General features: G+C 71.1%; 25 protein-coding genes. 10 read left to right on the forward strand and 15 right to left on the reverse strand.

What is annotated here, in order from left to right; translation table 11 throughout:
* Positions 1-55 precede the first annotated feature (55 nt).
* From JW592_RS19130 to JW592_RS19150, 5 genes are all read left to right on the forward strand, one after another.
* Positions 56-298 (forward strand): hypothetical protein, encoded by a 243-nt coding sequence (locus tag JW592_RS19130; protein WP_209266362.1) that lies wholly within the window; start codon positions 56-58, stop codon positions 296-298.
* A 116-nt stretch (positions 299-414) separates the two neighbouring features.
* On the forward strand, positions 415-1,842 hold the full coding sequence (locus JW592_RS19135; RefSeq protein ID WP_209266363.1) for a class II fumarate hydratase: 1,428 nt from the start codon (positions 415-417) through the stop codon (positions 1,840-1,842).
* 147 nt (positions 1,843-1,989) lie between these two features.
* The gene (gene fomD, locus JW592_RS19140) at positions 1,990-2,718 is read left to right on the forward strand and encodes a cytidylyl-2-hydroxypropylphosphonate hydrolase (RefSeq protein WP_209266364.1); all 729 of its coding nucleotides are present in this window, start codon (positions 1,990-1,992) and stop codon (positions 2,716-2,718) included.
* A 104-nt stretch (positions 2,719-2,822) separates the two neighbouring features.
* The gene (locus JW592_RS19145) at positions 2,823-3,533 is read left to right on the forward strand and encodes a class I SAM-dependent methyltransferase (RefSeq protein WP_209266365.1); all 711 of its coding nucleotides are present in this window, start codon (positions 2,823-2,825) and stop codon (positions 3,531-3,533) included.
* A 49-nt stretch (positions 3,534-3,582) separates the two neighbouring features.
* Positions 3,583-5,766 (forward strand): ATP-binding SpoIIE family protein phosphatase, encoded by a 2,184-nt coding sequence (locus JW592_RS19150; protein WP_209266366.1) that lies wholly within the window; start codon positions 3,583-3,585, stop codon positions 5,764-5,766.
* Between the two features lie 66 nt (positions 5,767-5,832).
* Here JW592_RS19150 and JW592_RS19155 read toward each other — a convergent pair whose 3' ends face one another.
* The 3 genes from JW592_RS19155 to JW592_RS19165 all read right to left on the reverse strand — a co-directional run bounded on the left by JW592_RS19155 (position 5,833) and on the right by JW592_RS19165 (position 7,592).
* On the reverse strand, positions 5,833-6,363 hold the full coding sequence (locus JW592_RS19155; RefSeq protein ID WP_209266367.1) for an alkyl hydroperoxide reductase: 531 nt from the start codon (positions 6,361-6,363) through the stop codon (positions 5,833-5,835).
* A 5-nt stretch (positions 6,364-6,368) separates the two neighbouring features.
* A complete protein-coding gene (locus tag JW592_RS19160) occupies positions 6,369-6,923 on the reverse strand; it encodes a peroxiredoxin (RefSeq protein ID WP_209266368.1) in 555 nt (184 codons plus the stop codon).
* 357 nt (positions 6,924-7,280) lie between these two features.
* Positions 7,281-7,592 carry a hypothetical protein gene (locus tag JW592_RS19165; RefSeq protein WP_209266369.1) on the reverse strand — a complete coding sequence of 104 codons (312 nt, stop codon included), beginning with the start codon at positions 7,590-7,592 and terminating at the stop codon, positions 7,281-7,283.
* A 197-nt stretch (positions 7,593-7,789) separates the two neighbouring features.
* On the opposite strand from JW592_RS19165, the gene JW592_RS19170 reads away from it, so the two are divergent.
* Positions 7,790-8,824: a LysR substrate-binding domain-containing protein gene (locus JW592_RS19170; protein ID WP_372446542.1), complete on the forward strand. Its 1,035-nt coding sequence runs from the start codon at positions 7,790-7,792 to the stop codon at positions 8,822-8,824.
* A gap of 107 nt (positions 8,825-8,931) precedes the next feature.
* Here JW592_RS19170 and JW592_RS19175 read toward each other — a convergent pair whose 3' ends face one another.
* Both JW592_RS19175 and JW592_RS19180 read right to left on the reverse strand, forming a co-directional pair.
* Positions 8,932-9,234, reverse strand: a complete 303-nt coding sequence (locus tag JW592_RS19175) for a type II toxin-antitoxin system antitoxin (RefSeq protein ID WP_209266370.1) — start codon at positions 9,232-9,234, stop codon at positions 8,932-8,934.
* Entirely contained in the window at positions 9,231-10,166 is a 936-nt protein-coding gene (locus JW592_RS19180) for an SPFH domain-containing protein (RefSeq protein WP_209266371.1), read from the reverse strand. The genes JW592_RS19175 and JW592_RS19180 overlap by 4 nt, the downstream gene beginning before the upstream one ends.
* A 231-nt stretch (positions 10,167-10,397) precedes the next feature.
* Here JW592_RS19180 and JW592_RS19185 point away from each other — a divergent pair, with 231 nt between their 5' ends.
* Positions 10,398-12,440 (forward strand): alpha/beta hydrolase, encoded by a 2,043-nt coding sequence (locus JW592_RS19185; RefSeq protein WP_209266372.1) that lies wholly within the window; start codon positions 10,398-10,400, stop codon positions 12,438-12,440.
* A 37-nt stretch (positions 12,441-12,477) separates the two neighbouring features.
* On the opposite strand, the gene JW592_RS19190 is transcribed toward JW592_RS19185, so the two are convergent.
* The 4 genes from JW592_RS19190 to JW592_RS19205 form a co-directional block, all read right to left on the reverse strand.
* Positions 12,478-13,866 (reverse strand): AI-2E family transporter, encoded by a 1,389-nt coding sequence (locus JW592_RS19190; protein WP_209266373.1) that lies wholly within the window; start codon positions 13,864-13,866, stop codon positions 12,478-12,480.
* Between the two features lie 244 nt (positions 13,867-14,110).
* Entirely contained in the window at positions 14,111-14,845 is a 735-nt protein-coding gene (locus JW592_RS19195; RefSeq protein WP_209266374.1) for an aggregation-promoting factor C-terminal-like domain-containing protein, read from the reverse strand.
* A 417-nt stretch (positions 14,846-15,262) separates the two neighbouring features.
* Positions 15,263-16,603, reverse strand: coding sequence for an RNA 5'-3' helicase PhoH2 (gene phoH2, locus JW592_RS19200; RefSeq protein WP_209266375.1), 1,341 nt, complete (start codon positions 16,601-16,603; stop codon positions 15,263-15,265).
* Positions 16,604-17,266: 663 nt separating this feature from the next.
* Positions 17,267-18,028: an isoprenyl transferase gene (locus JW592_RS19205; protein ID WP_209266376.1), complete on the reverse strand. Its 762-nt coding sequence runs from the start codon at positions 18,026-18,028 to the stop codon at positions 17,267-17,269.
* 128 nt (positions 18,029-18,156) lie between these two features.
* On the opposite strand from JW592_RS19205, the gene mgrA reads away from it, so the two are divergent.
* Positions 18,157-19,251 (forward strand): L-glyceraldehyde 3-phosphate reductase, encoded by a 1,095-nt coding sequence (mgrA, locus tag JW592_RS19210; protein ID WP_209266377.1) that lies wholly within the window; start codon positions 18,157-18,159, stop codon positions 19,249-19,251.
* A gap of 204 nt (positions 19,252-19,455) precedes the next feature.
* Here the strand turns inward: mgrA and JW592_RS19215 are convergent, their stop codons facing one another.
* Positions 19,456-20,214 (reverse strand): prepilin peptidase, encoded by a 759-nt coding sequence (locus JW592_RS19215; protein WP_307805465.1) that lies wholly within the window; start codon positions 20,212-20,214, stop codon positions 19,456-19,458.
* A 220-nt stretch (positions 20,215-20,434) separates the two neighbouring features.
* On the opposite strand from JW592_RS19215, the gene JW592_RS19220 reads away from it, so the two are divergent.
* Both JW592_RS19220 and JW592_RS19225 read left to right on the forward strand, forming a co-directional pair.
* Positions 20,435-20,656, forward strand: coding sequence for a hypothetical protein (locus JW592_RS19220; RefSeq protein ID WP_209266378.1), 222 nt, complete (start codon positions 20,435-20,437; stop codon positions 20,654-20,656).
* 108 nt (positions 20,657-20,764) lie between these two features.
* A complete protein-coding gene (locus JW592_RS19225; RefSeq protein ID WP_209266379.1) occupies positions 20,765-21,595 on the forward strand; it encodes a hypothetical protein in 831 nt (276 codons plus the stop codon).
* On the opposite strand, the gene JW592_RS19230 is transcribed toward JW592_RS19225, so the two are convergent.
* From JW592_RS19230 to JW592_RS19250, 5 genes are all read right to left on the reverse strand, one after another.
* Complete coding sequence (locus JW592_RS19230; RefSeq protein WP_209266380.1) at positions 21,532-22,212, reverse strand: hypothetical protein; 681 nt, start codon at positions 22,210-22,212, stop codon at positions 21,532-21,534. The genes JW592_RS19225 and JW592_RS19230 overlap by 64 nt on opposite strands.
* 121 nt (positions 22,213-22,333) lie before the next feature.
* Positions 22,334-23,086: an OmpA family protein gene (locus JW592_RS19235; RefSeq protein ID WP_209266381.1), complete on the reverse strand. Its 753-nt coding sequence runs from the start codon at positions 23,084-23,086 to the stop codon at positions 22,334-22,336.
* Positions 23,087-23,090: 4 nt separating this feature from the next.
* Complete coding sequence (locus tag JW592_RS19240; RefSeq protein WP_209266382.1) at positions 23,091-23,687, reverse strand: hypothetical protein; 597 nt, start codon at positions 23,685-23,687, stop codon at positions 23,091-23,093.
* 31 nt (positions 23,688-23,718) lie between these two features.
* Positions 23,719-24,273 carry a hypothetical protein gene (locus tag JW592_RS19245; protein WP_307805466.1) on the reverse strand — a complete coding sequence of 185 codons (555 nt, stop codon included), beginning with the start codon at positions 24,271-24,273 and terminating at the stop codon, positions 23,719-23,721.
* A gap of 53 nt (positions 24,274-24,326) precedes the next feature.
* Positions 24,327-24,530: a hypothetical protein gene (locus JW592_RS19250; RefSeq protein ID WP_209266383.1), complete on the reverse strand. Its 204-nt coding sequence runs from the start codon at positions 24,528-24,530 to the stop codon at positions 24,327-24,329.
* Positions 24,531-24,595 lie beyond the last annotated feature (65 nt).

Genomic DNA, 24,595 nt, shown 5'->3' on the forward strand with positions numbered 1-24,595 from the left:
ACTGATCTCCGCCGGACTCTCCGGCTCCCCTTCGGCCGACCTGTGGAGGAACCTCATGGGCGCACTGACCTTGGACCCGAACAGCAAGACGTGGCTGGCGGAGTACTACCGCTGTCAAACTCGGGCGCGGGACCTGTTGAAGGTGTGCGCAGCTCGGGATATCCCCCTCGCGGCGGAAGACAGGGCACGCATCACCAGCTGCGACGACAGCGAACAACTCGACGAGTGGTTCGACAACGCGATGCAAGCCAACACCGCTGACGAGGTCTTCGCCGAGCCGTCCGCCGCCCCGCAGTAGCCGGGCCCCTACCCACAAGGTCGGCCGAGGGCCCCCGCCCTCGGCGGACCGGCGGCGTGCTGTCGGGAATGTGTGCGGTCGTACGGGATGCTGAACCGTATGGAGGTGTACGCACAATGACCGACAGCACCGGTGAGAACGAGGCCGGCTACCGGACCGAGTACGACTCGATGGGTGAGGTCCGGGTGCCCGCGCAGGCCAAGTGGCGGGCGCAGACGCAGCGTGCCGTGGAGAACTTCCCCCTCAGCGGGCAGCGGCTGGAGCGGGCGCACATCGAGGCGCTGGCCCGGATCAAGGCGGCGGCGGCCGTGGTGAACGCCCGGCTGGGAGTGCTCGACCAGGAGCGGGCCGACGCAGTGCGGGCCGCGGCGGAGGAGGTCGCGGAGGGGCGGTGGGACGGGCACTTCCCCGTCGATGTGTTCCAGACCGGCTCGGGCACCTCGTCCAACATGAACATGAACGAGGTGCTGGCGACGCTGGCCACCGAGCGGCTGGCGGCTGCCGGTGCCGAAGCCCCGTCCGTCCACCCGAACGACCATGTCAACGCCAGCCAGTCGTCCAACGACGTCTTCCCTTCCTCCATCCACATCGCCGCGACCGCTGCCGTGACCGCCGATCTGATCCCGGCGCTGGAACATCTCGTGCGGGCGCTGGAGGGCAAGGCGAGCGAGTTCGCCGGCGTGGTGAAGAGCGGGCGCACCCATCTCATGGACGCCACTCCCGTGACGCTGGGCCAGGAGTTCGGGGGCTACGCCGCTCAGATGCGGTACGGCGTCGAGCGGCTGCGCGCCGCGCTGCCCCGGCTCGCCGAACTGCCGCTGGGCGGTACGGCGGTGGGCACCGGCATCAATACGCCGCCCGGCTTCGCCCCTGCCGTCATCGAGGAGGTGGCCCGCTCCACGGGGCTGCCGCTGACCGAGGCGCGGGACCACTTCGAGGCGCAGGGTGCCAGGGACGCGCTGGTGGAGACCTCCGGGCAGCTGCGCACCGTCGCGGTGGGGCTCACCAAGATCTGCAACGACCTGCGCTGGATGGCCTCCGGGCCCCGCACCGGGCTGGCGGAGATCGCGCTGCCCGACCTCCAGCCGGGCTCCTCGATCATGCCGGGCAAGGTCAACCCCGTCGTTCCGGAGGCGGTGCTGATGGTCGCCGCTCAGGTCACCGGGAACGACGCGACGGTCGCGGCGGCGGGCGCCGCGGGCAATTTCGAGCTGAACGTGATGCTGCCCGTGATCGCCAAGAACCTGCTGGAGTCGGTGCGGCTGCTGGCCAACGCGGCCCGGCTGCTGGCCGACCGGACCGTCGACGGCATCACAGCGAACGCCGAGCGGGCGCGCCAGTTCGCGGAGTCCTCCCCCTCTGTCGTCACTCCGCTCAACAAGTACATCGGATACGAGAACGCGGCGGCCGTCGCCAAGAGGGCGATGGCCGAACAGCTCACCATCCGTGAGGCCGTACTGGCGAGCGGTCATGTCGAGCGTGGCGAGCTGACGCTGGAGCAGCTCGACGAGGCGCTGGACGTGCTGCGGATGACACACCCCTGATTCCAGGGGGCCGAGGGCCTCCTCGGCGGGCCGGGAAAACTCCCCCCGGCCCGCCGACGGCACATCGTCGGCTCGCCGTCGGACGCCGTCGGCACGCTGCGGCACAGCTCACGGCGGTCCTGGGCGCGTGGCACCTAAGATCCCGTCATGACAGCGGAACAGGCGACGTCGTCACAGCAGCGCTGGCCCACCGGCACCCAGATCCTGTGGCGCTACCGCGCCAACGGCTCGGGGCACCCGCACATCTGTCGCCCCGTCACCGTCGTCAGTGACACGGCCGAGCTGCTGGCGGCCTGGATGGCGCCCAGCACACCGTGCGTCAAGCCCGAACTGGCCGACGGCACTCCTCTGCACCGGGAGCCGCTGGCGACCCGCTACACCAGACCGCGCACGGTCGCCTTCACCCACTGGTCCGGTATGGGCGTGCTGAAGCTGGCCCGGGAGGGCGAGCCGTGGTCGGTCTGGCTGTTCTGGGACCCCGGCTGGCAGTTCAGGAACTTCTATGTGAACCTCGAAGAGCCGCTGCTGCGCTGGCCGGGCGGGGTGGACTCCGAAGATCACTTCCTGGACATCGAGGTGCGCCCGGACGGCAGCTGGCGGTGGCTGGACGAGGACGAGTTCGCCCAGGCGCAGCGCGTGGGGCTGCTGGACGCGGTGCAGGCGGACCGGATTCGCACGGCGGGCCTGCGGGCCGTGGAGGCGGTGCGGGCGTGGGCCTCGCCGTTCGCGGACGGCTGGGAGCGGTGGCGGCCCGACCCGGCCTGGCCGGTGCCCGGGCTGCCGGACGACTGGGACCGGCCACCGTTCGGAACGTCCGGTGCGGTGGACGGGACGCCGTTCAACGTGTGTCCGCACCGACCTCCCGATGCCCCTTGATACGCCCCCATACTGCAAACGTAGGATCAACATCCGTAAACATACGCTGCACAACTCCCCTCACCCCCCGGGGACTTGACCGGCAGCCAGGAAGGAGCCCAGCCGTGAGCAGCTCTGCGGGTTTTGGGGCTAGCGGGAGGTCCGGGGCAGGTGTCGGGGCATATGACGGATTCGACCGTACGAGCATCGACAGATCGGGCCAGGCCGAGGCGTTCGACGCCATCGGGGACCGCTACGACGAGGCATTCCCCCACAAGGAAGGCCAGATCGCCGGCGCCGCCTGGCTGGCCGACCAGCTGCCGCCCGGCTCCCGGGTGCTGGACGTGGGCTGTGGGACCGGACTGCCGACCGCCCGTCAGCTCACCGACGCCGGGCACAAGGTCGTCGGCGTCGACCTGTCGTCCTCGATGCTGAAACTGTGCCGCGACAACGTACCGGAGAGCGAGTGCCGCAAACTGGATGTGGCAGATCTGGAGTCGTCGGGCCTGGGCCCGTTCGACGGCGCCGTGGCCTTCTTCTCGCTGCTGATGCTGCCCCGGCCGGAGATCCCGTTCGCGCTGCGGGCCCTGCGCAGCCGGCTGCGCGCCGAAGGCCCACTGGTGCTGGGCATGGTGGAGGCGGACGTGAACGATTTCGCAATCCCGTTCCTGGGCAACACGATCCGGGTATCCGGCTATCTGCGGGACGAATTGCGCGGGGTGGTCCAGGACGCGGGATTCGATGTCGTAGGAGAGGACGCGCGCGCGTACGCTCCTGCGAGCACGGACGTACCTCCCGAGATTCAGCTCTTCTTGCAGTGCCGACGACGCCCATAGACCGCGAGCACCCAGCGCAGGGCGTGCGCCGACGCGCAGCCCCGGATGGATGGAAACCGAACGCGTGACGGAGCACGAGAAACCTGCGGCGAGCAGCACCACCGACCCGGCGCACCCCACACCGTCGGGGAACGCCCGCACCGGCCCCGGCGGCGACGAGAGACAGCCGGCCCCACGTGGCCGCGACGCCGCCACGCCGCGGCCGCGGCAGCATCCCCCGCAGCCCGGCGAGCGGGCCCCGCGCGCCGAGTCGGGGCTGCCCGGCGAGTCCGGTGTACGCGCGGAGACGGGTGTGCCCGCGGAGACGGGTGTGACCCCAGAGGCCAGTGTGGCCGCCGAGTCCGGTGTGCCCGCCGAGCCACCGCTGGTCGGCGACCCCACCAGCGAGCGCTCCGAGCGCGAGCGCCGGGGCGGCGACCGGCTGCGGTTCGTCGGCGCGGCGACGCGGCGCATCGCCCGCGGTGTCGACCTGGACGAGACGGTGCTCGGCCTGTGCCGCGCCAGTGTGCCCGCGTACTCCGACGCGATCCTGGTCTATCTGCGCGATCCGCTGCCGGTCGGCGACGAGCGGCCCACCGGGCCCTTCGTCCTGCGGCTGCGCCGCAGCGACCGGATTCCCGAGGACCCGCTGGCAGCCCAGGCCCTGCAGGCGGCGACGGCGACGGCACCCGGCGTACTGACGGCGGAGGCCACCGGGCATCCGACGGAGGCCGCCGAGTACCCCGGACACAGCGCAGCGGAGGCCGCGGGCCTCTCACTGGGGATGGCAGCGGGCATGGCGGCCGGCGCGACGAGCACGACAGCGGCCAAGCTCACCGAGGTGCGCCCGGGCGGCCCGCTGGCCGAAGTGCTGCGCGGGGTACGGCCGGTCTTCGCGGACTCGGCTGCGGCCAGCGCCGCGCTGCCCGAACTCCTCGGCCCCGAACGCGAGGTGCCCACCGGGCACCGTGCCATCCTCGCACCGCTGCGCGGACGCCGCCGGGTGATCGGCGCCGCCGTCTTCCTGCGCCGCCCGGACCGGCCCGCCTTCGAGCCGGACGATCTGCTCATCGCGGCCCAGCTGGCCACCCATACGGCACTCGGCGTGGACAAGGCGGTGCTCTACGGGCGCGAGGCATACATCGCCGACGAGCTCCAGCGCACCATGCTGCCCGACGAGCTTCCGCAGCCCACCGGCGTCACCCTCGCCAGCCGCTATCTGCCCGCCGCCGAGACGGCCCGGGTCGGCGGCGACTGGTACGACGCCATTCCGCTGCCCGGCTCCCGAGTGGCGCTCGTGGTCGGCGATGTGATGGGCCACTCGATGACCTCGGCGGCGATCATGGGGCAGCTGCGGACGACCGCGCAGACCCTGGCCGGTCTCGACCTGCCGCCCCAGGAGGTGCTGCACCACCTGGACGAGCAGGCGCAGCGGCTCGGCAGCGACCGGATGGCCACCTGCCTGTACGCCGTCTACGACCCGGTTGCGCACCGTATCGTCGTCGCCAACGCGGGCCACCCGCCGCCCGTCATGCTGCACCGCAGCGGGCGCGCCGAGGTCCTGCGGATACCGGCGGGCGCGCCGATCGGGGTGGGCGGCGTCGACTTCGAGGCCGTCGAACTGGACGCGCCCGCCGGTGCCACGCTGCTGCTGTACACCGACGGGCTGGTCGAGTCGCGGCAGCGCGACGTGTGGACCGGCATCGAGCACCTGCGCGAGAAGCTGGCCGCGACCGCGCGGCTCACCCGGCCGGGCGCCTCGGCCCCGCTGGAGCCGCTGTGCGACGAGGTGCTGGACATTCTCGGCCCCGGGGACCGGGACGACGACATCGCCCTGCTGGCCGCCCGGTTCGACGGGATCGCACCCAGCGATGTCGCGTACTGGTTCCTGGACCCGCGCGCCCAGACCGCGCGGCAGGCACGGCGCCTGGCGCGCAGAGCGCTGGCCCGCTGGGGGCTCGACGAGTTGTCGGACTCGGTGGAACTGCTGGTGAGCGAGATCGTGACGAACGCCGTGCGGTACGCCGAACGTCCCATCACGTTGCGGCTGTTGCGCACCGATACGCTGCGCTGTGAGGTCGGGGACGATGTGCCGCAGTTGCCGCGGCTGCGGCAGGCGCGCGCCACCGATGAGGGTGGGCGCGGGCTGTATCTCGTCAACCGGCTGGCACGCCGGTGGGGCGCGACGCGGCTCTCCACCGGGAAAGTCGTCTGGTTCGAACTCCCCATCCCGGAGCCGGAACAGGACTTGTGACCCTGCGCCACCCTTCCCGGCTGCGCCGGGAAGGGTGGTGAGCTTGGGAGGTCTGCGGGTGGGGGCTCAGCTCAGCTGGGCCTCGGCGTCCAGGGTGGTGGCGACGGCCTGGACCACGGAAGCGATCTTGAATGCTTCCTGGATCGTCTCGCGGTCGACGCCGGCCTTGCGCAGCACCTGCTCGTGCGAGTCGAGGCACTGTCCGCAGCCGTTGACGGCGGAGACGGCGAGCGACCACAGCTCGAAGTCCGTCTTCTCGACACCGGGGTTGCCGATGACGTTCATCCGCAGCCCGGCGCGGAGCGTGCCGTACTCCGGGTCCGACAGCAGGTGCCGGGTGCGGTAGAAGACGTTGTTCATCGCCATGACGGCGGCAGCCGACTTCGCGGCGGTGTACGCCTCGTCGGTCAGGTTCTCCTTGGCCTCCGGCTCCAGCGCGCGCAGCACGATCCCGGAGCGGGAGGCGATGGCGCAGGCCAGCACGGTGCCCCAGAGCTGCTGCTTGGGCAGCTCCGAGTTGCCTATGACGGAGCCGAGGTTGAGCTTGAGGTCCTTCGCGTAGTCCGGAAGGGCCGACTTGAGGTCAGTGAGGGCCATGTCGCTCACTCACCAGCCAGCAGCGCGACCGGGTCGAGGGTCTCCTCGCCCTGGCTCCAGTTGCAGGGGCACAGCTCGTCGGTCTGGAGCGCGTCGAGGACCCGCAGGACCTCCTTGGGGTTACGGCCGACGGAGCCGGCGGTCACCATCGTGAACTGGATCTCGTTGTTCTGGTCCACGATGAAGACGGCGCGCTGCGCGAAGCCGTCCTCGCCCTCGATGCCGAGCGCGCGCATCAGCTCGTGCTTGGAGTCGGCCATCATCGGGAAGGGCAGGTCGGTCAGGTCCGGGTGGTCCTTGCGCCAGGCGTGGTGCACGAACTCCGAGTCACCGGAGAAGCCGAGGATCTGCGCGTCGCGGTCGGCGAACTCCTCGTTCAGCTTGCCGAACGCGGAGATTTCCGTCGGACAGACGAAGGTGAAGTCCTTGGGCCAAGCAAAAACGACCTTCCACTTGCCTTCGTAGGTCTTGTGGTTGATCGTCTCGAACTCCTTGCCCTTCTCCAGAGAGACACAGGCGGTCAGCTCGAACTCAGGGAACTTGTCACCGACAGTGAGCACGTACACACTCCTTGCACTTGCGGCCAGGATGCCCGTATTGCATGCATTCCTGGAGGTTGGTCACCACCACCTAACCACATACGCTATTGATCGCGGAAATAGCCCGCGTTGAGTCATTTGATCGACTGAAGTTATCAGCTGGTGAGGGGTCGTCCGATCCGGACGACGCCGCCGCGGGCCTCGTCATCCGTCCGCCGTCTTCATCGGATCACCCGTCAAGGACGCGGGCCGACCGTCCGTCCGGGAAGCGGGGAGTCTCGTGCGGGAGCCAGGGCTTCTCGAGTGGAGACAGGCGCGGGCGGCCCGGGCCGGCGTACGGTCCGAGCCGCCCGCGGGCTGCTCAGGCAGGGGCTGGGATCAGGACTCGTCGCCCTGGTCCTGCTCGGCACCCTCGACCTCGTTGGTGACGTTGGCCTGGCCGACCTTGCCGAAGATCTTGGTGACGATGTCGCCCGCCTTCACGGACTTGTCCAGCTGCGACAGGTCCACGCCGTAGGAGTCCTCGACGCTGGCGTAGCCGAGGTCGCCGGGGCCGCTTTCACTGAGCTCCTGCTGGTTGACCGAAGCAGCGAAGTTCAGGTTCATGTCGGCCATGGCGGCCGGAGCGGAGAGACCACCGAGTGCGACAGTGAGGCCGACCACGGCCGCGGCACGCGCGCATGTCTTCATTGCTGACTCCTCCTTGTGGATGCCCGTTTCGCAGGGTTTGTACGACATTAGTCTTATCGACTTTGTGCGTGCTTTACACACCCTATGACAGTTATTCACCTGTCAGGCGGCACGATCAGCCGCGGCGTCACCCGCACCCACGGGGCTTGATCGCGGAAATGGTTAGAGTGAGGAGGGTTGATTGGAGTGAGTTATCAGTGACCCCCGCCTCCGCCACCGATGTACCGGCACAGCCGACGCGTGGCCCCGCGCAGCCGGCGCGTGGAGCACGTGCGCGGCAGCCGAGCCTCTCGCAGCTGCGCGCCTTCGCCGCCGTGGCCGAGCACCTGCACTTCCGGGAAGCCGCGGCGGCGCTCGGTATGAGCCAGCCCGCGCTCTCCGGCGCCGTCGCGGCCCTGGAGGAGACGCTGGGGGTGCAACTGCTGGAGAGAACCACCCGTAAGGTGCTGCTCTCCCCGGCGGGTGAGCGCATGGCCGCCCGCACCAGGACAGTGCTGCACGCCGTGGGCGAGCTGATGGAGGAGGCGGAGGCCGCCCAGGCGCCGTTCACGGGGGTGCTGCGGCTGGGGGTCATCCCGACAGCCGCGCCGTATCTGCTGCCCACCGTGCTCGGTCTCGTCCACCAGCGCTATCCCGATCTGGACCTGCAGGTGCACGAGGAGCAGACCGCCTCGCTGCTGGAAGGGCTGGGGCAGGGGCGGCTGGATCTGCTGCTGTGCGCGGTGCCCACCCCGAAGACCGCGCCCATGGGATACACGCAGGCGCCCCGGATACTCGAGGTGCCGCTGTTCGACGAGGACTTCGTGCTGGTCACCCCGGACGACCACCCGGCTGCCGGGCGCTCGGACCTGCCCCGCTCCATGCTGCGGGAACTGGATCTGCTGCTGCTGGACGAGGGCCACTGCCTGCGCGACCAGGCGCTCGACATCTGCCGTGAGGCGGGGCGTGCCGAGGGGGCCAGTGTGACGACCACGGCCGCCGGACTCTCGACGCTGGTCCAACTGGTGGCCGGGGGCATGGGGGTCACCCTGCTGCCGCGTACGGCGGTCCGGGTGGAGGCGGGGCGCAACGAGTCGCTGCGCACGGCGTGCTTCGCCGACCCCGCGCCCTCCCGCCGGATCGCGCTGGCGATGCGGGAGGGCGCGGCACGCGAGGAGGAGTTCCGCGCGTTCGGCGACGCCCTGCGGGCCGCCATGCGCTCCCTGCCTGTCCGCCCTGTGCTGCCGCCGTAGACGGGCGTGCGCTGCCGTAGGCGTGTGCTGCCATGGACAAGCCCGGTACCGCCATACGGTGGACGGCATCCCGTCCGTACCGCGGCAGGGCGGCCGGTGACGTCGGCTCAGCCCTCGCGCGGTGGGCGGCCCCGGCGCGGGTGGGCGCGTGCCTCCTTGGGCAGCCGGCCCGCCTCCTTGAGCGCCTGGCGCAGCAGATAGTCGATCTGCGCGTTGGTGGAGCGCAGTTCGTCGGCGGCCCAGCGGGCGAGTGCGTCGTGCATCGCGGGGTCGAGCCGCAGCAGCACCTGTTTGCGCTGCTGCGACCTGCCCTTGCCCGCCGCACTTCCCTGGCCGCCCGCCGCGGACTGCCCGGAGGACGGCCGCTCGGGGTCCGGGGCGCCGCCCTCGCCCTCGCCGACGGCGCTCACTGGTAGAGCGACCCCGTGTTCAGCACGGGCTGCGGGGAACGGTCGCCGCACAGCACCACCAGCAGATTGCTGACCATGCTGGCCCTGCGCTCCTCGTCCAGCTCCACGAAGTCCTGGGCCGTGATCCTGGCCAGCGCGTCCTCGACCATCCCGCAGGCGCCCTCCACGATCTGCTTGCGGGCAGCGACCACCGCGCCCGCCTGCTGCCGCTGGAGCATCGCGGAGGCGATCTCGGGCGCGTAGGCCAGATGCGTGAAGCGGGACTCGATGACCGACACCCCGGCGGCGCGCACCCGGGCGGTGAGCTCGGAGGCCAGCTTCTCGGTGATCTCCTCGGCGTTGCCCCGCAGCGAGAGGCCCGCCTCGTCGTGCGCGTCGTACGGGTACTCGATGGCGATGTGCCGGACCGCCGCCTCCGTCTGGGTGGAGACGAACTCCACATAGTCGTCGACGGAGAAGGTGGCCTGCGCGGTGTCCCGGACCTGCCAGACGACGACGGCCGCGAGCTCGATCGGATTGCCGTAGGCGTCGTTGACCTTGAGGACAGCCGTCTCGTGGTTGCGGACCCTGGTGGAGATCTTGGTACGACTCGTCAGCGGGTTGACCCAGCGCAGCCCGTCGGCGCGGATGGTGCCGGTGTAGCGGCCGAAGAGCTGGACGACGCGGGCCTCGCCCGGCGCCACCATGTTCAGCCCCGCCATACCGAAGACGGAGGCGATCACCAGCACCACGCCGAGCACGATCAGCGCCCCGCCGACCGCGCCGCTGCCGTCCGAGGCGAGGCCGCCCCCCGCGATGACGGCGCCGACGCCGAGCAGGAAGCCGATCAGCCCCAGCAGCAGGGCGAGTCCACCCGGAATGCTGTGCGCTGTCGTCTCCCGCACTTCCGGCGTGGGCATTTCAGGCGCGTCGGTCGGCTGGTCAAGGCTCATCGCGATCCCCCCGTTCGGTCCGTGGTCCGGCGCGTACCCGTTCCGGGCAGCACCCCTATCAAAGTGATATCACATTAACACCTCCGCCAGCCGCCCGCCATCCCCGGCCCGCACCGACTGTGCGGCCCGCACGGAAGCAACCCGCCCGCCCGTCTCTGCGTCAGCCAACGGGACGGTCACAGCCGGACGGTCCTCGGGAGCGGGCGCGGACACCGAGCGGGAAAGTGGGCGATGGGACAGGCAGCGGACGACCGGCTCGCACCGCCACCCCCCGCGGAGCCGCTCGACACACCCGAGCCACCCGGCGAAGCGCGCTCACCCCGCCCCGGCAAGCCGCCGCGGCCCCGCGCCGCACCGCACCACCGCGCCCGGCCGCGCCGCGCCACCCGGCAGCGCCGCCGCTCCGGAAGCACCCGCCCGGCCGGTACGGGCGACGGCACCGGCGACGGCACCGGTGACGGCACCGGCGAGGACAGCCCGCCGAGCGGCACCCCGGCGCTGCGCCGGATACGCCGTCGGGCGCTCGGCCCGGCCCGGCGCCTGCTCCGCCACCCGTACTGGCAGGCGCCCAGCTCCGCGTACGTCATACGGCGCTGGCCAGGGCTGACGGCCATGTGCTGCGCCACCCTGTTCTTCTGGCTGTCGCTGACGCCGTCCCTGGTGCCCCGGCCCTGGCTGCTGCAGGGGGTGATCGGCGGGATAACCGCCGCCATCGGGTACGCGATAGGCGGGCTGGCCCAGTGGCTGCTCCGGCTCACACTCGGCCCGCTGTACCGCCGGTACCGGCAACCCCTCCTGCGCCGGCTGCCGGGCCGGCCGGGCCCGCACTGGCGGGCGCGCGCCTGGCTGGCGTACTACGTGCTCAGCACCGGGCTGACCATCGCCGCGCTCTCCTGGAGCGCCGACGCGCAACGGGAGCTGCGCCGGCTCCAGGAGATGCCGGAGACCCTCACCTGGCACTCCATGATGATCGCCCTGCTCGCCATGGGGATCTGCTTCGCGCTGGTGGCGATCGGCCGCGCCGTACGGCTCGGTACCCGTGTCCTCATCCGGCTGCTGGGCCGTTTCGTGCCGCGTCCGCTGGCGATCGGGGTGGGGCTGCTGGTCAGCGCTACCGTCGTGGTCTTCGGCACCCGCGACGTGGTCTTCGACCGCGGTGTGATCGACGTCGCCGCACGGCTGGCCGAGAAGACCGACCAGAGCACCAAGGACGGCATCTTCCAGCCCACCTCGCGGCTGGTCTCCGGCAGCCGGGCCTCACTCGTGCGCTGGGACGAACTCGGCTACGAGGGCCGGAACTTCACCGGGTCGTCCCTGACGCCGCACCAGATCAGCACCGTCACCGGCAAGCACGCCGTGCAGCCGATCCGCGTCTACATCGGCCAGGAGTCCGCACCCACCTTCGCCTCCCGCGCGAAGCTGGCGGTGCGGGAGCTGGAGCGTACCGGCGCCTTCGGCCGGGAGGTGCTGGCCATCGCCGGGACCACCGGGCGGGGCTGGGTCAACTCCACGGACGCCGAGCCGCTGGAGTACATCCACGGCGGCGACACCGCGATCGTCGCCGTGCAGTACTCCTACCTGCCCAGCTGGGCCTCGTTCCTGGTGGACAAGGAACAGGCGGGCCGCGCCACCCGGGCCCTGGTCGAGGCCGTACGCGCCCGCTGGCTGCGCGTCCCCGCCGCCGAACGGCCGAAGCTGGTCGTCTTCGGTGAGTCCCTGGGCGCCTACGGGATCGAGGCATCCTTCGACGGGCCCGACGACATGCTGGCCAAGGTGGACGGTGCGGTGCTGGCCGGGACGCCCAACTTCTCCCCCATCCGCCGTCGGCTGACCGCGCACCGCGACCGGGGCAGCCCCGTCTGGCGCCCCGAGTACGAGAAGGGGCGCCACTTCCGCTTCGCGCAGTGGCCGAAGAGGGATCTCGCACGACCGGGCCCGGCCTCCGGTTGGAAGGGGCCGCGCGTGGTCTATCTGCAGAACGCCTCGGACGCCATCGTGTGGTGGTCGCCCGAGCTGGCCTTCCAGCCGCCCCGCTGGCTGCGCGAGCCCCTCGGCCCCGACATCACGGACGAGGTCAACTGGTTTCCGCTGGTCACCTTCTGGCAGACGACGGTGGACATGGCCGTCTCCTACGGCGTCGGCGCCCCGCACGGCCACCGCTACGGCAACGGCTCCGTGGAGGCATGGGCGGCCGTCGCGCCCGACGAGGGCTGGACGAAGAAGGACACCGAGCAGCTACGGCGCTTCATGGACCAGCGCGAAGCGCCGTACTGAGGCGGACGTCGGAGGCTCCGGGCCCCGGCCCCCGGCCTCATTCCCCGGACGCGGACCCCGGCTGGTCGGCGGGGCCCTCCCCGGCGCCCGCACCGGCCTGCTGCGGCGCTGCCTCCCGCAGTCTGCGCAGGGTCTGTTCCTGCGCGTAGCCGCGCAGATAGCCGACGACGGTGTTGACGACGGCGACCAGCGGAACCGCCACCACCGCGCCGGGGATACCGGCGATCAGACTGCCGCCGGTCACCGCGAGCACCACGGCCAGCGGATGGACCCGCACCAGGCGGCCGAGGATGAACGGCTGCAGGATGTGGCTCTCGATCTGCTGGACGGCCAGGACGACGGCCAGCGCGAGCAGCGCCGTGACGATGCCGTCGGTCACCAGTGCCACGACGACGGCCAGCGCCCCGGAGACCACGGCACCGATGATCGGGATGAAGGCGAAGAGGAAGATGAAGACCGCGAGCGGCACCGCCATCGGGACATTGAGGAAATACAGCCCGATACCGATGAAAACGGCATCGATCAGCGCGACTATCACTGTTCCGCGCACATAGCCGGTCAGCGTCGCCCAGGCACGCGGGCCGGCGCCCGCCACACCGTCCCGTGCCGCCGCGGGCACGAACTTGAGCGTCCACTCCCAGATGCGGCGGCCGTCGTAGAGCAGGAAGAGCGTCACGAACATCGCCAGCAGCGCGCCGGAGAGGAATTCCAGGATGACGGTGACACCCTCGATGCCCGCCGAGGTCAGCTCCTTGCTGTTGTCGCCGATCCAGTCGCTGAGGTTCTGGGCGATCTCGTTGATCTGGTCCTCGGAGACATGGAAGGGGCCGTTGAGTGCCCAGTTCTTCAGCTCCTGGATACCGTCCTGGACCTTGTCGGTGAGCGTGTCCAGGTTCTCCATGACCTGCCACACCACGAACCAGCCGACCAGCCCCATGATGACGAAGCCACTGATGAAGGTGATGGCGGTGGCCAGGCCGCGCCCCAGGCCGAGCCTTCTGAGCCGGGCCACGGTGGGCTGGAGCAGCGCGGTGATCAGCAGGCCGGCGGAGAAGGCGATGATCACCAGGCTGATGGTGCTGACGACCTTCATCAGCACCCAGATGACTCCGGCGAGCACCAGCAGCCGCCAGCCCGCCTCGGCGGCGACCCGCACGCCCCACGGCACGGCGGCGGCCGGTTCCGGTTTGGCGGCTATGGCGGGCGCGTACTGCGGGGGCGGGGGTACGTAGCCGCTGCCCTGGGTTTCGCCGCCCGCCTCGGCCTCGGCCTGGGCGCGGCCCGCCTCGGTGTTGGAGAGCTCGGGGTCGATGCCGTCGGCCCTGCGGGCGGCCTCCCCGTTGCGTGCCGCCTCGGCACGCCGCTCGGCGGCCTTCGCGGCCCAGCGGCCCGCGGCCGCTCTGAGCCTGTCAATGCTGCTCGTCATTCCGCTTCCTCCGCCCCCGGGCGAGTGCCTTCGCCGTGTGAGGGACGACGTTACCCGTGCCGGGGGTTGCTTCCGAACCGGAAGCCGTGCGGAGGGCCGGGCGGGAAGGACTCGCTGTGGGTGGACCGGTGCGGAGGGTGTGTGCGGACATGAGGAAGCCCCCTGGGCTGATCGTCACGATCGCCGCAGGGGGCATCCCGTCCGGACGTTCAGGGTCCGGCAAGTCGCGGTGGGCCCGTCCGGCTCAGTACCAGTGGTTGGCCTGCCAGAAGTCCCATGCGCCACATGGGCTTCCGTACCGGTCGTTCATGTAGTTCAGGCCCCACTTTATCTGGGTGGCCGGGTTCGTCCGCCAGTCGGCGCCCGCCGAGGCCATCTTGGAGCCGGGCAGCGCCTGGACGAGGCCGTAGGCACCCGAGGAGGCGTTCGTCGCCTTGTAGTTCCAGCCCGACTCCCGCGAGACGATATTGGAGAAGCACTGGTACTGACCGGCGCCGACGATCTGCTTGGCCATCGACTGGACCTCAGCGGTCGAGTACGACGACTTCTGGGCGAAGTCCGTACGCTCGCTGGACCGGCTCGCGGCCGTCTTGAGCTTGTCGCGCTTCTCGGCCTTCTCGGCAGCAGCCTTGGCGGCGGCTTCCTTCTCGGCCTTCGCCTTCTTGGCCGCAGCGTCCTCGGCGGCCTGCTTACGGGCTGCCTCCTCGGCGGACTTCCTCGCCTCGGCGTCGGCTGCGGACGACGCGGCGTCCGCCTGCTGCGTGAGGGCTGCCGTCTGCGCCTGGGTCTGTGAACCGGCTGGTATGTCCTCTAGGAGCGTCGCCTCGGCGGCGGTGGCCTCGGCGTCACCGGACGCCTGGCCCTGGTCGGCGCCTGCGGCAACACCGACGACGGCGCCGACGGTGGTGACCGCGGTGGCGGACGCCACGGCGAATCCCCGGACCGAAATCCGAGCAGTCACACGGTTTCCTTCCAACATGCCCGCTGGGGTGACCTCGCGGACGCAATCGTGCCCCTGACACTGGCCTCCCTCGTTCTGGCCACGGGAGGCACGGGCCCGGTGGGTCTCCCGCGTGGGAGAGCCCGCGTGGTGCTTTCGGGCGGCATACGGCGCAACTGCTGTTCAGTTCTGTACTGCTCTGCGGTGTCGCACCGTTGGTGGTGCGGGTGTGCCGTATGCGGGGCCTGACAGGACCCACACCCTGCCGGAACCGGACGCGCCGAAGCAATTCTGCGCTGAGTGGGAAAGCTCACACGGCGTTTGGGGCACGGGAATCCCGGAAATAGGCGCGCGACCGGGCCCCGTGCGGCTAAGGTGCTGTGCCCTTTTCGCACGGGGCCCGGTCGAGAAAGCAGTTATGGCGCTCAGTTGAGCATTACGCCCGGGCGTTGCCGGTCAAACGCGGCCCTCCTCGAGCATTTCGGTCACCAGTGCGGCAATCGGAGAACGCTCGGAACGCGTCAGGGTGATGTGCGAGAAGAGCGGATGACCCTTCAACCGCTCGACCACGGCGACGACTCCGTCGTACCGCCCCACGCGCAGATTGTCCCGCTGCGCCACATCGTGGGTGAGCACCACCCGCGAGTCCGTACCGATCCGCGAGAGCACGGTCAGCAGCACGTTCCGCTCCAACGACTGCGCCTCGTCGACGATGACGAACGCGTCGTGCAGTGAACGGCCCCGGATGTGGGTGAGCGGCAGCACCTCCAGCATGCCCCGGGCCACCACCTCCTCGATCACCTCGCGGCTGGTGACCGCCGAGAGGGTGTCGAAGACGGCCTGCGCCCAGGGGCTCATCTTCTCCGCCTCGGTACCCGGCAGATACCCCAGGTCCTGGCCCCCGACGGCGTACAGCGGCCGGAAGACCATCACCTTGCTGTGCTGCCTGCGCTCCAGCACCGCCTCCAGCCCGGCACACAGCGCCAGCGCGCTCTTGCCCGTGCCCGCGCGGCCGCCCATCGACATGATGCCGACCTCCGGGTCGAGCAGCAGGTCGAGCGCGATCCGCTGTTCGGCGCTGCGGCCCTTGATGCCGAACGCCTCACGGTCGCCGCGCACCAGCTTGATCTTGCCGTCCGGTGTCACCCGGCCGAGCGCCTTGCCCTTCTCCGACTGGAGCACCAGCCCGGTGTGCACAGGCAGTTCGGGAGCGTCGTACGGCATGGCCACGCGCTCCGTGGCGAACAGCTCGTCGATGTCCTCGCCCGGCAGCGTGAGTTCCGCCATCCCCGTCCAGCCGGAGTCGGTGATGGCCAGCTCCGCGCGGTACTCCTCGGCCAGCAGCCCGACGGACGACGCCTTGATGCGCAGCGGCAGGTCCTTGGAGACCACCGTGACGTCGTACCCCTCGGCCTGGAGGTTCCGGGCGACGGCGAGAATCCGCGAGTCGTTGTCACCCGGCCGGCCGTGCTGGTTCAGGAAGGCGGCCGGGAGCACCGCCGGATCCGAGTGGTTCAGCTCGACGCGGAGCGTGCCGCCCGTCTCGCCGATCGGGATCGGCGCGTCGAGGCGGCCGTGCCGCACGCGGTACTCGTCGAGCCGACGGAGGGCCTGCCGGGCGAAGTAGCCCAGCTCTGGGTGGTTGCGCTTGGCCTCCAACTCGGTGACGACGACCACGGGAAGCACGATCTCGTGCTCGTCGAACCGGTCCATGGCGGCCGGATCCGCCAGCAGCACGCTCGTGTCGATGACGTACGTGCGTCGGTCGGACTCACTGCGCTTCTTGCTGATCACCACGGTGGGACGAACCCCCTCGGATGAGGTCGGGGAGCGACGGCGTCGCGGGGGAAGAGACCGGAGAAGACCCGCACCACACGGGCCGGACTCCGGCCCTCCGCGTCCTGCGTCCGGCCCGTGCGGGGTACTGCGCCGCGCGGTCCGGAGGCATCCGTGGTGTCCAAAGGGCCTCCCGGCGACCGCGACCCGTGGAAGGGGCACGGTCGTGAGGGATATTCCCTCTGGAGTGCTCCCCCATGCAATACCGCTGCGCTCCGCCCCGCCGCCCTGCATCTCGCGGGGCCCCTTTTCTGGCGACCCCGCGCTGTGCGGCTGCGCCCCGCTGTGCCGAGCTACGCTGCGCTCCGCCGAGTGCGCCGTGCTTGGGCAGCCCCCGCTGTGCTTGGGCAGCATTCCGCTGTGCTTGGGAGGTCTGCGCGTGGGGGTACCTCCCGGACGGAGTCCGGGGGAGCAGGGCCGGCAAGCGCAGCGCACCGGCCCACGCCCGGCGACGATGCGTCAGCCCACGACGGGCAGCCGCCGCTCGGGAGGGCGCACCGTTTCGTTGCCTTCTGCGGCCCGGTGGGCTGCGCTTGCCCACCCTGCGCCCCTGGCGCAGACTGCCCAAGCACTGCGCTGCGCAGCGCAAAGGTGCTGCGCCAAGTGCAGGGTGGCGTGGCGGCGTCAGCCGCCGTAGCGGCGGTGGCGGGCGGCGTAGTCGCGGAGGGCTCGCAAGAAGTCGACCTTGCGGAAGCCGGGCCACAGCACTTCGCAGAAGTAGTACTCGGAGTGCGCGCTCTGCCAGAGCATGAAGCCGGACAGCCGGGTCTCCCCGCTGGTACGGATGATCAGGTCGGGGTCGGGCTGCCCCCGGGTGTAGAGGTGCTCCGAGATGTCCTCGACGGTGAGCCGCTCCGCACACTCGTCGAGGCTTATCCCGCGCGAGGCGCGGTCCATCAGCAGCGAGCGGACGGCGTCGGTGATCTCCTGCCGGCCCCCGTAGCCGACGGCGACGTTCACCAGTATCCCGTCGACCTCGCCCGCCTGCTGCTCGGCTTCCTTGAGCACCTTCTGGGTGCCGGCGGGCAGCAGGTCGAGCTGGCCCACGTGGTGCACCCGCCAGCGGCCGTCGGCCGCCAGGTCCCGCACGGTGTCCTCGATGATCCCGACCAGCGGGAGCAGCTCGCTCTCGGGGCGGTTGAGGTTGTCCGTCGAGAGCAGCCACAGGGTGACGACCTCGACATCCGTCTCGGCGCACCACCCGAGCAGTTCCTGGATCTTGGAAGCGCCGGCCTTGTGCCCCTGTTCGGTCGTCCCCCCGGCCGCACGGGCCCACCGCCTGTTGCCGTCCAGGATGACGCCGATGTGCTTGGGCACCTGGTCGTGGTCGAGACGGTCCTCCACCCGGCGCGCATAGAGCTTGTACACCAGGTCGCGCAACTTCATGGGAACGGCCAGCCTCTCCGTGCCGAGTCGGGATTCCCAGCACCTTACTGCCGTTCGCCCGAGCGTACGAACCTGGCCGGTCACGGGTGCGAGGGGGCCGATGGCGGGGCGGTGATAGGAAAAGGTGTATGTCACACGGCACACATCGCACCACGACCCACGCGCCCGTCCCCACGGCCGTCCCGTCCGACACGCTCTACCGCGCGGAACCGACGCGGTACGACGGCATGGAGTACCGCCGCACCGGGCGCTCCGGCCTGAAGCTGCCCGCCATCTCGCTCGGCCTGTGGCACAACTTCGGCGACGACCGCCCGCCGGCCACCCAGCGGGCGATCCTGCGCCGCGCCTTCGACCTGGGTGTGACCCACTTCGACCTGGCCAACAACTACGGACCGCCGGCTGGCTCGGCCGAGCTGAACTTCGGCCGTATCTTCGCTCAGGATTTCCGGCCCTACCGTGATGAACTGGTCATTTCCACCAAGGCGGGCTACCTCATGCACCCGGGCCCGTACGGGGAGTGGGGCTCGCGCAAGTACCTGCTCTCCTCGCTCGACGCCTCACTGAGCCGGATGGGCCTGGAGTACGTCGACATCTTCTACTCGCACCGCTACGACCCCGATACCCCGCTCGAAGAGACCATGGGAGCGCTCGCCACCGCCGTCCACCAGGGCAAGGCGCTGTACGCCGGAATCTCCTCCTACAGTGCGGCACGCACCCGCCAGGCCGCCGCGCTGCTGCGCGAGATGGGGGTCCCCGCGCTCATCCACCAGCCCTCCTACTCGATGATCAACCGCTGGACCGAGGAGGACGGGCTGCTCGACACGCTGGAGAGCGAGGGCATGGGCTGCATCTCCTTCGCGCCGCTCGCCCAGGGGCTGCTCACCGACAAGTACCTCGACGGCATCCCCGAGGGCTCCCGTGCGAGCCAGGGCAAGTCCCTGGACCCGGCGCTGCTGACCGAGGAGGTCGTACGGCGGCTGCGCGGGCTGAACAGCCTCGCCGAGCGGCGCGGGCAGTCGCTGGCCCAGCTGGCGCTCCGCTGGGTGCTGCGCGACCCCCGGATGACCTCGGCGCTCATCGGGGCCAGCTCCGTGGCGCAGCTGGAGGCCAATGTGGCAGCCCTGCGCGGGGGGCAGCTCACCGAGGAGGAGCTGCGCGAGATCGACGAACTCGCCGTCTCGGAGCCCGGCACCAACATCTGGGCCGCCAGCAGCGACTCCTGAACCGGGGCCGAGGCAGGACGGAGGCAGGACGGAGACGGGGACCGGGGCGGGCGCGCGGCCCTCACCGGGAACGTAAAGCGGGCCGGTCCGTGGGGGGATACGGACCGGCCCGAGGGGGGGTCTCCACCATAGCCCCTCGGGCGCGATGTTCCGCACACCAACAACCGTGTCGCACAAGCGGATCCGGTGCCCCCGGCCACGCCGTCAGACGGCCGACCCGCCCAGGACGACACCCGCCAGCGCTCCGAGCACCATGAAGGGTCCGAAGGCCATGGCGCTGTTGCGGCGGGCGCGCCCGGTCGCCATCAGCGCGAAGCCATAGCCGGCTGCCGACAGAAAGCCCAGAAAGGCTCCGGCGAACAGCACCCCCCACCCGTACCACCCAAGGGCTACCCCGACCGACAGCGCCAGCTTGACGTCGCCGAAGGCCACTGCTCGCGGGCTGATCAGGAACAGCACGAAGAACGCCCCGGCCAGCGCCAGACCGCCCAGCAGCCCCCGGCCCCAGCTGCCGCCCGCTCCCGGCAGCAGCGCGGCGAGCCCCAGCAGCGCGGCGGTACCGGCCGCCAGCGGCAGGGTCAGCATGTCCGGCAGCCGCATCACCGCGAGGTCGACCGTCGCGAGCAGCAGCGCGACGGGGACGACGAGCAGCCAGACCGCCAGTTCGGGACGGAGGCCGACGGTGACCGTCAGGCCCGCGCAGATCAGTGCACCCAGCACCGCGGGGACGCGCCGCCCGCGCCCGTACGCCCCTGGCGGCTCCTGGCTTCCGGCGCACGGGCCGCACACGGCGGGCCCCAGAACGCCGCGCACTCCCCCGCCGAGCGGATGTCCCTGCGGACAGCCGCTGCGCCACGGCTGTCCGGGCTCCACCGAGAGGCGGTAGACGGCACGCGGCAGGAGGGAACCCGCCACGGCGCCGTAAGCGGCGGCGGCCACGATCGCTATCCACTCCAGCGGCACACCGCGAGCTTACGTCCGCCTTGCCCCGCCCTTGCCCCGGACTTACGGGACGGCTCCCTACTCACCCGTAGGGACGGGTTCGGGAGCGATTCATCTCACACCCGGTCGGAGCATCTCGGAGCGGGACAGCGCCGACACCTGCGACGCAGCACCAACCGGCCCTCTTCGGCGTCTCGTTAACCAGCTGTCGTTGTCAGAGGGGGGCCGTACTGTAGTGCGTATGACATCGACTTCCACCGGGCCCGGAGAGCCCGGACGGTCCCAGGCGGCCGGCGCGGGCCGGGCGCCCTCGCCCGAGGTATCCGCCACCGCGGCCAACGACGCCATCCGGCAGTTCGTCGCGGGCCGCACCCTCTGGTCGAAGGAAGCACTCGCCGAGCTGGACCGGCTGCGCGGGCAGTGGCAGCGCGCCGTTCGTGCCGAGGTGGTCAAGGCAGCGTGAGGGCCGCTGTCTTGACCACCTCCCCCCTCTCGCCTTTCTCCTCCCACTGTTGAACCGACTCCTGAACAGGGTCTCGCCACCCGCCTGTTGATCCGCAAGCATGTACGCGTGACACCAGACGACGACGGTTCGAAAGCGCGCGCCCGGCGCGGACGGCGGCGGCTGCTGATCGCAGGAGCGCTGTTCGCGACGCTGGTCCTGCCCAAGGTCACCGGCACCCCCGGATACGTGGACGCTTCGGACCGCACCGAGGCCGCCCGACCCTCCCGGTCCGGCAACCTCTCCCCCGGCCCGTCACCCGGCCATCCGGGCGACGGCTCCCTCCCCTCCCCCGCACCTTCCCGCCCCGGCTCCGGGCCCGGCAGCCCACTGCCGAGCCCGCCCGGTGGCGCACCCACGTCCGGCGCCCCGGGGCCGGTGACTGGGCCCGGTACCGACTCCCTCGCGGGCGCCTTCCGTTCAGTGCGTGCGGGACAGTGCCTGACCGTGCACGGGAACGGCTCCGGGTGGAGCCGGCCGGCGCCCGTCAAGGCCACTCACGTGGCGTGCGGTGCCGACCGCGCCTACACCCGGGTCACCGCTGTAGGCCGTACGGGCGCGGACGGCGGGCAGGGACGCGCCTGTCCTACGGGCAACGGGCGCGCCACGTGGACGCACGGCGACACCACACTGTGCGTCACCCGCCAGTTCCGCACCGGCCAGTGCCTGCTGGCCGAGTGGGGCGGCGGTGATATGCGCGCCGCGCTGATGTCGGCGCCCGCCTGCTCGAAGCAGGCGCCCTCGGGCCAGGGGCGGTACGACCGGCTGCTGACCATCACCGGCGTCCACGACGAGCCCACTCCCTGCCGGAAGGGCGACGACGGCGGGCACTCCCGCTACTGGTCGTGGAAGGTGGACGGCGGCAGCCGCACCCTGTGCACGGCCGACGCGACCGAATAGCGCGCCCTGACCCGGCGCCACGCCTCCGGGGCCGTGGTCGCCGACACGACGGCCAGTACGCCGACGAGCAGCGCGCCCGGCAGGGCAGCGCCCGCCAGGGCCAGGAACGGGATCGCGGACAGCGCGGCCACAAGGCAGTAGAAGGCGCCCGCCAGGGAGAGGAAGCACTGGGTGCGCGGCGGCCCGTCCCCGTTGAGTCTGACGACCAGCGCGGCGCAGACGGCCGCCCACAGCGCGGCGCGTGGCTCACCGAAGCTGACGGCGTCCCGTACCGCTTCGACCGCTCTGAACCACCACTGGCCGTCCAGCGTGTCGACCAAATGCGGGAAGCCGTCGGCGTAGCCGGGCAGCCGGGTGCCCTTCGGCACCTCGCCGTCCAGCGCTGCCACGTCCTGCCGTACGAACTCGGTGATCAGCAGCACCGCTACACCGAGTGCCTGCGCGAGACCCGTCACCCAGCCGACGCTCCAGGCCCGCAACCGGGAACCTCCGGGGCGCGTGGCGCCGTCGGGGTCGACGCCGTATGCGTCACCGTGCGCGTCGCCGCTCGGGGCGCCGCCGTCCGCCGCGGCCGGCTCGCCGGGCACCGGCTCCGCTTCCGCCGCCGCGCTCCCCACCCCTGCACCGCCCCCTCGGTCATCGCCCGGCCCGGCCCGGCTCGGCCCGCCTCACCCGGCTCCGCTCGGCTCGGCTCAACTCCCGTTCATGATCCGGGCCGGAAGACCGGCCCGCAAGAAGTCAGTCCTTCTTCGGGAACGAGACCTCGACACGGCGGTTCTTCGCCCGGCCCTCCTCGGTGCTGTTGTCGGCGACCGGGTAGTCCTCGCTGTAGCCCCGTACATGGAAGCTGACGTCGGACCCCAGCTGCTGGGCCAGTGCCGTCTGGACGGCCGTGGCCCGCTTCTTGGACAGCGTCCTGCCGTGCTCGTAGGAGCCGAGGTCGTCAGTGAAGCCGAAGACGTTGACCTCGGTGCTCCCCTGCTTCTCGATCTCGTCCGCGATCGTCTTGATGCGGGCCTTGGCCCCGCTGTTGAGCTTGGCGCTGTTCTTGGAGAAGAGCACCTCGGCCTGGAGGGTGAACTTCGTCTTGGCCGTGCTGTCCTCGCGGCGCTGCCCGCCGCCCAGGTCCTCGGTCACGAACTTGATGTCCAGCACCTTGGGCTCCGCCAGCTTCGCCCCGCTCGCGAGCCGCAGCCCGTCCGCCTCGGCGTCCACCTTCACCGGCGTCTCCGAGTCCCCGATGTTGTCCGGCGGCTCGCTGAACCCCGGGTCCCCAGGCCCCTTCTCCCCCGGCAGCGAGGGCGCCAGCCCGGTGGGAATCCCGGTGGGGTCGTCGGTGGGCAGAGGGGTCGGCGCACCCGGCGCCGAGAGCGTCGGCTGGGGGGTGGGGTCGTCAGCGGCGGCCGGAGCCCCACCGGCTGCCACGAGCAGGACGGCGCACACCGAGGTGGTCAGGGCGATACGGGAGGTGGGGGACCCAGGGGCGGCCATCTCGTCACTCTCCCGACAGCTCGACCGTGGCGCTGGGCAGGTCCGCCACCTGGAAGTCCACCTTGTCGGTGGACGGCGGCGGCGCGGGGAACTGGGCGTACCACTGGGTGGACTTGCCCTCGGGGAATCCGGACCGGAAACGGGTGCACAGGCAGCGGCCAGTGGTGTCGCGAAGCACCAGGTAGCGCTTCTTCTCCTTCTTGTCGACCATGGTGGCCCCCGCCATGGACAGCCCGTTCTTCTTCAGTTCCGTCTCGTCGCTCTGCCAGTCGGGGAGCGTCACCACGGACGGCCCGCTGTTGGTCACCGTGCCCTTGAGCGTGGCGAAACCGCCGTCGTCCCGTACGGCCGAGGTGATGGTGAGCGTAAGGGCGCCGTCCTTCCCTCCCTTCACCTGTGCGAGCGGCTCGCCCTCGGTCTCGTCCTTACCGCTGCCGCTGCCGGTGTCACCCTGCTCCTTCCCGGAAGAGGGTGCGGGCTTCTTGTCGTCCTCACCTCCGCCGTCGCCGCCCCCGCAGCCGGCCGCCGTGAGCGCGAGGCCGGTCACCAGCGCCGCAGCGGCCACGCCCCTACGCGCATTTCTGGTGCGCCGCATCGTCATGACTCGTTCTTCCCTCGTCGTCGGTGTCTTCTCAGTCGGCCAGGACGACCGAGAAGAGATCTGCGGGTTTCAGGTCCGGCTCTTCCCCGTCCGGGTCGACCTCGTCCGGATCGACGGTGATCTCGTCCCCGTCGCAGTTGAGCTCTATCTCCTCGGTGTCCGCTTCCGGGTCGAAGTCGCAGCGGGGCTTGATCACCGCGGTCGCCGTGGCCGTCGCCTTCTTGTCGCTCGCGCCGGGGATGATGCTCTTGCCCGTGTCGAACCGCGTTCTGATCCGCACGGTGTAGGCGCTGTCGCCGTTCCGCGCCGTCTGCTCGCAGCTCAGTACGTCGGACCGGTTGCGCCCTGCGAAGCGCTCCGCCTGACCACAGCCGTCCCCGGTGAGGGTCCCCGCCCCGTCCAGCCAGTCCTGCCACGCATCGTCGTCGTCGACGGCTTCGAGGAAGCCGTCGAACAATTCGTCCCTGTCGTCCATCGCGGCCGCCAGGGCTGCGGCGTCGGCCGCGGTCTGGCCCGAGTTCCGTACGGTTCCGGCCTGGGCCACCGCGAAGAAGGCGAAGGCGCAGAAGAGCAGTCCGGCGATCACCGCTCCGAAGAGGATGACGGTCGCGCCCCGGTCACCCGCGCGCGGGTGCGCCCTCAGCCGCCCAGGATGCTGTTCACGGCCCTCGAGATGGCGCCGGAGATCGCCTGGTCCAGTCCCAGGCCGCGAATGGCCAGGATGATGCCCGCGACGAGGATGACGATGCCGGCGTATTCGATGGAGTTGGCGCCCCGGTCCGAGAGGCGCCCTCGCATGAGAGCGAGGCGGGTGCGGATGCGCCCGCGCGCTGCGTTCGACATCGGGTTCTCCTCCGTTGCTGGCTGACTCGGAGCCGCCCCCTCGGGGGCCGCGGGGTTGTGACGTC

This window comes from Streptomyces spirodelae, from assembly GCF_017676385.1.
Lineage (GTDB): Bacteria > Actinomycetota > Actinomycetes > Streptomycetales > Streptomycetaceae > Streptomyces > Streptomyces spirodelae.

Bases quoted from the DNA above. Each gene is read 5' to 3' on its own strand.
- JW592_RS19130 (WP_209266362.1), top strand. From the start codon at position 56: ATGGGCGCACTGACCTTGGACCCGAACAGCAAGACGTGGCTGGCGGAG.
- JW592_RS19135 (WP_209266363.1), top strand. From the start codon at position 415: ATGACCGACAGCACCGGTGAGAACGAGGCCGGCTACCGGACCGAGTAC.
- fomD (WP_209266364.1), top strand. From the start codon at position 1,990: ATGACAGCGGAACAGGCGACGTCGTCACAGCAGCGCTGGCCCACCGGC.
- JW592_RS19150 (WP_209266366.1), top strand. From the start codon at position 3,583: ATGGAAACCGAACGCGTGACGGAGCACGAGAAACCTGCGGCGAGCAGC.
- JW592_RS19155 (WP_209266367.1), bottom strand. From the start codon at position 6,363: ATGGCCCTCACTGACCTCAAGTCGGCCCTTCCGGACTACGCGAAGGAC.
- JW592_RS19165 (WP_209266369.1), bottom strand. From the start codon at position 7,592: ATGAAGACATGCGCGCGTGCCGCGGCCGTGGTCGGCCTCACTGTCGCA.
- JW592_RS19180 (WP_209266371.1), bottom strand. From the start codon at position 10,166: ATGAGCCTTGACCAGCCGACCGACGCGCCTGAAATGCCCACGCCGGAA.
- JW592_RS19185 (WP_209266372.1), top strand. From the start codon at position 10,398: ATGGGACAGGCAGCGGACGACCGGCTCGCACCGCCACCCCCCGCGGAG.
- JW592_RS19190 (WP_209266373.1), bottom strand. From the start codon at position 13,866: ATGACGAGCAGCATTGACAGGCTCAGAGCGGCCGCGGGCCGCTGGGCC.
- JW592_RS19195 (WP_209266374.1), bottom strand. From the start codon at position 14,845: ATGTTGGAAGGAAACCGTGTGACTGCTCGGATTTCGGTCCGGGGATTC.
- JW592_RS19205 (WP_209266376.1), bottom strand. From the start codon at position 18,028: ATGAAGTTGCGCGACCTGGTGTACAAGCTCTATGCGCGCCGGGTGGAG.
- mgrA (WP_209266377.1), top strand. From the start codon at position 18,157: ATGTCACACGGCACACATCGCACCACGACCCACGCGCCCGTCCCCACG.
- JW592_RS19220 (WP_209266378.1), top strand. From the start codon at position 20,435: ATGACATCGACTTCCACCGGGCCCGGAGAGCCCGGACGGTCCCAGGCG.
- JW592_RS19235 (WP_209266381.1), bottom strand. From the start codon at position 23,086: ATGGCCGCCCCTGGGTCCCCCACCTCCCGTATCGCCCTGACCACCTCG.
- JW592_RS19240 (WP_209266382.1), bottom strand. From the start codon at position 23,687: ATGACGATGCGGCGCACCAGAAATGCGCGTAGGGGCGTGGCCGCTGCG.
- JW592_RS19250 (WP_209266383.1), bottom strand. From the start codon at position 24,530: ATGTCGAACGCAGCGCGCGGGCGCATCCGCACCCGCCTCGCTCTCATG.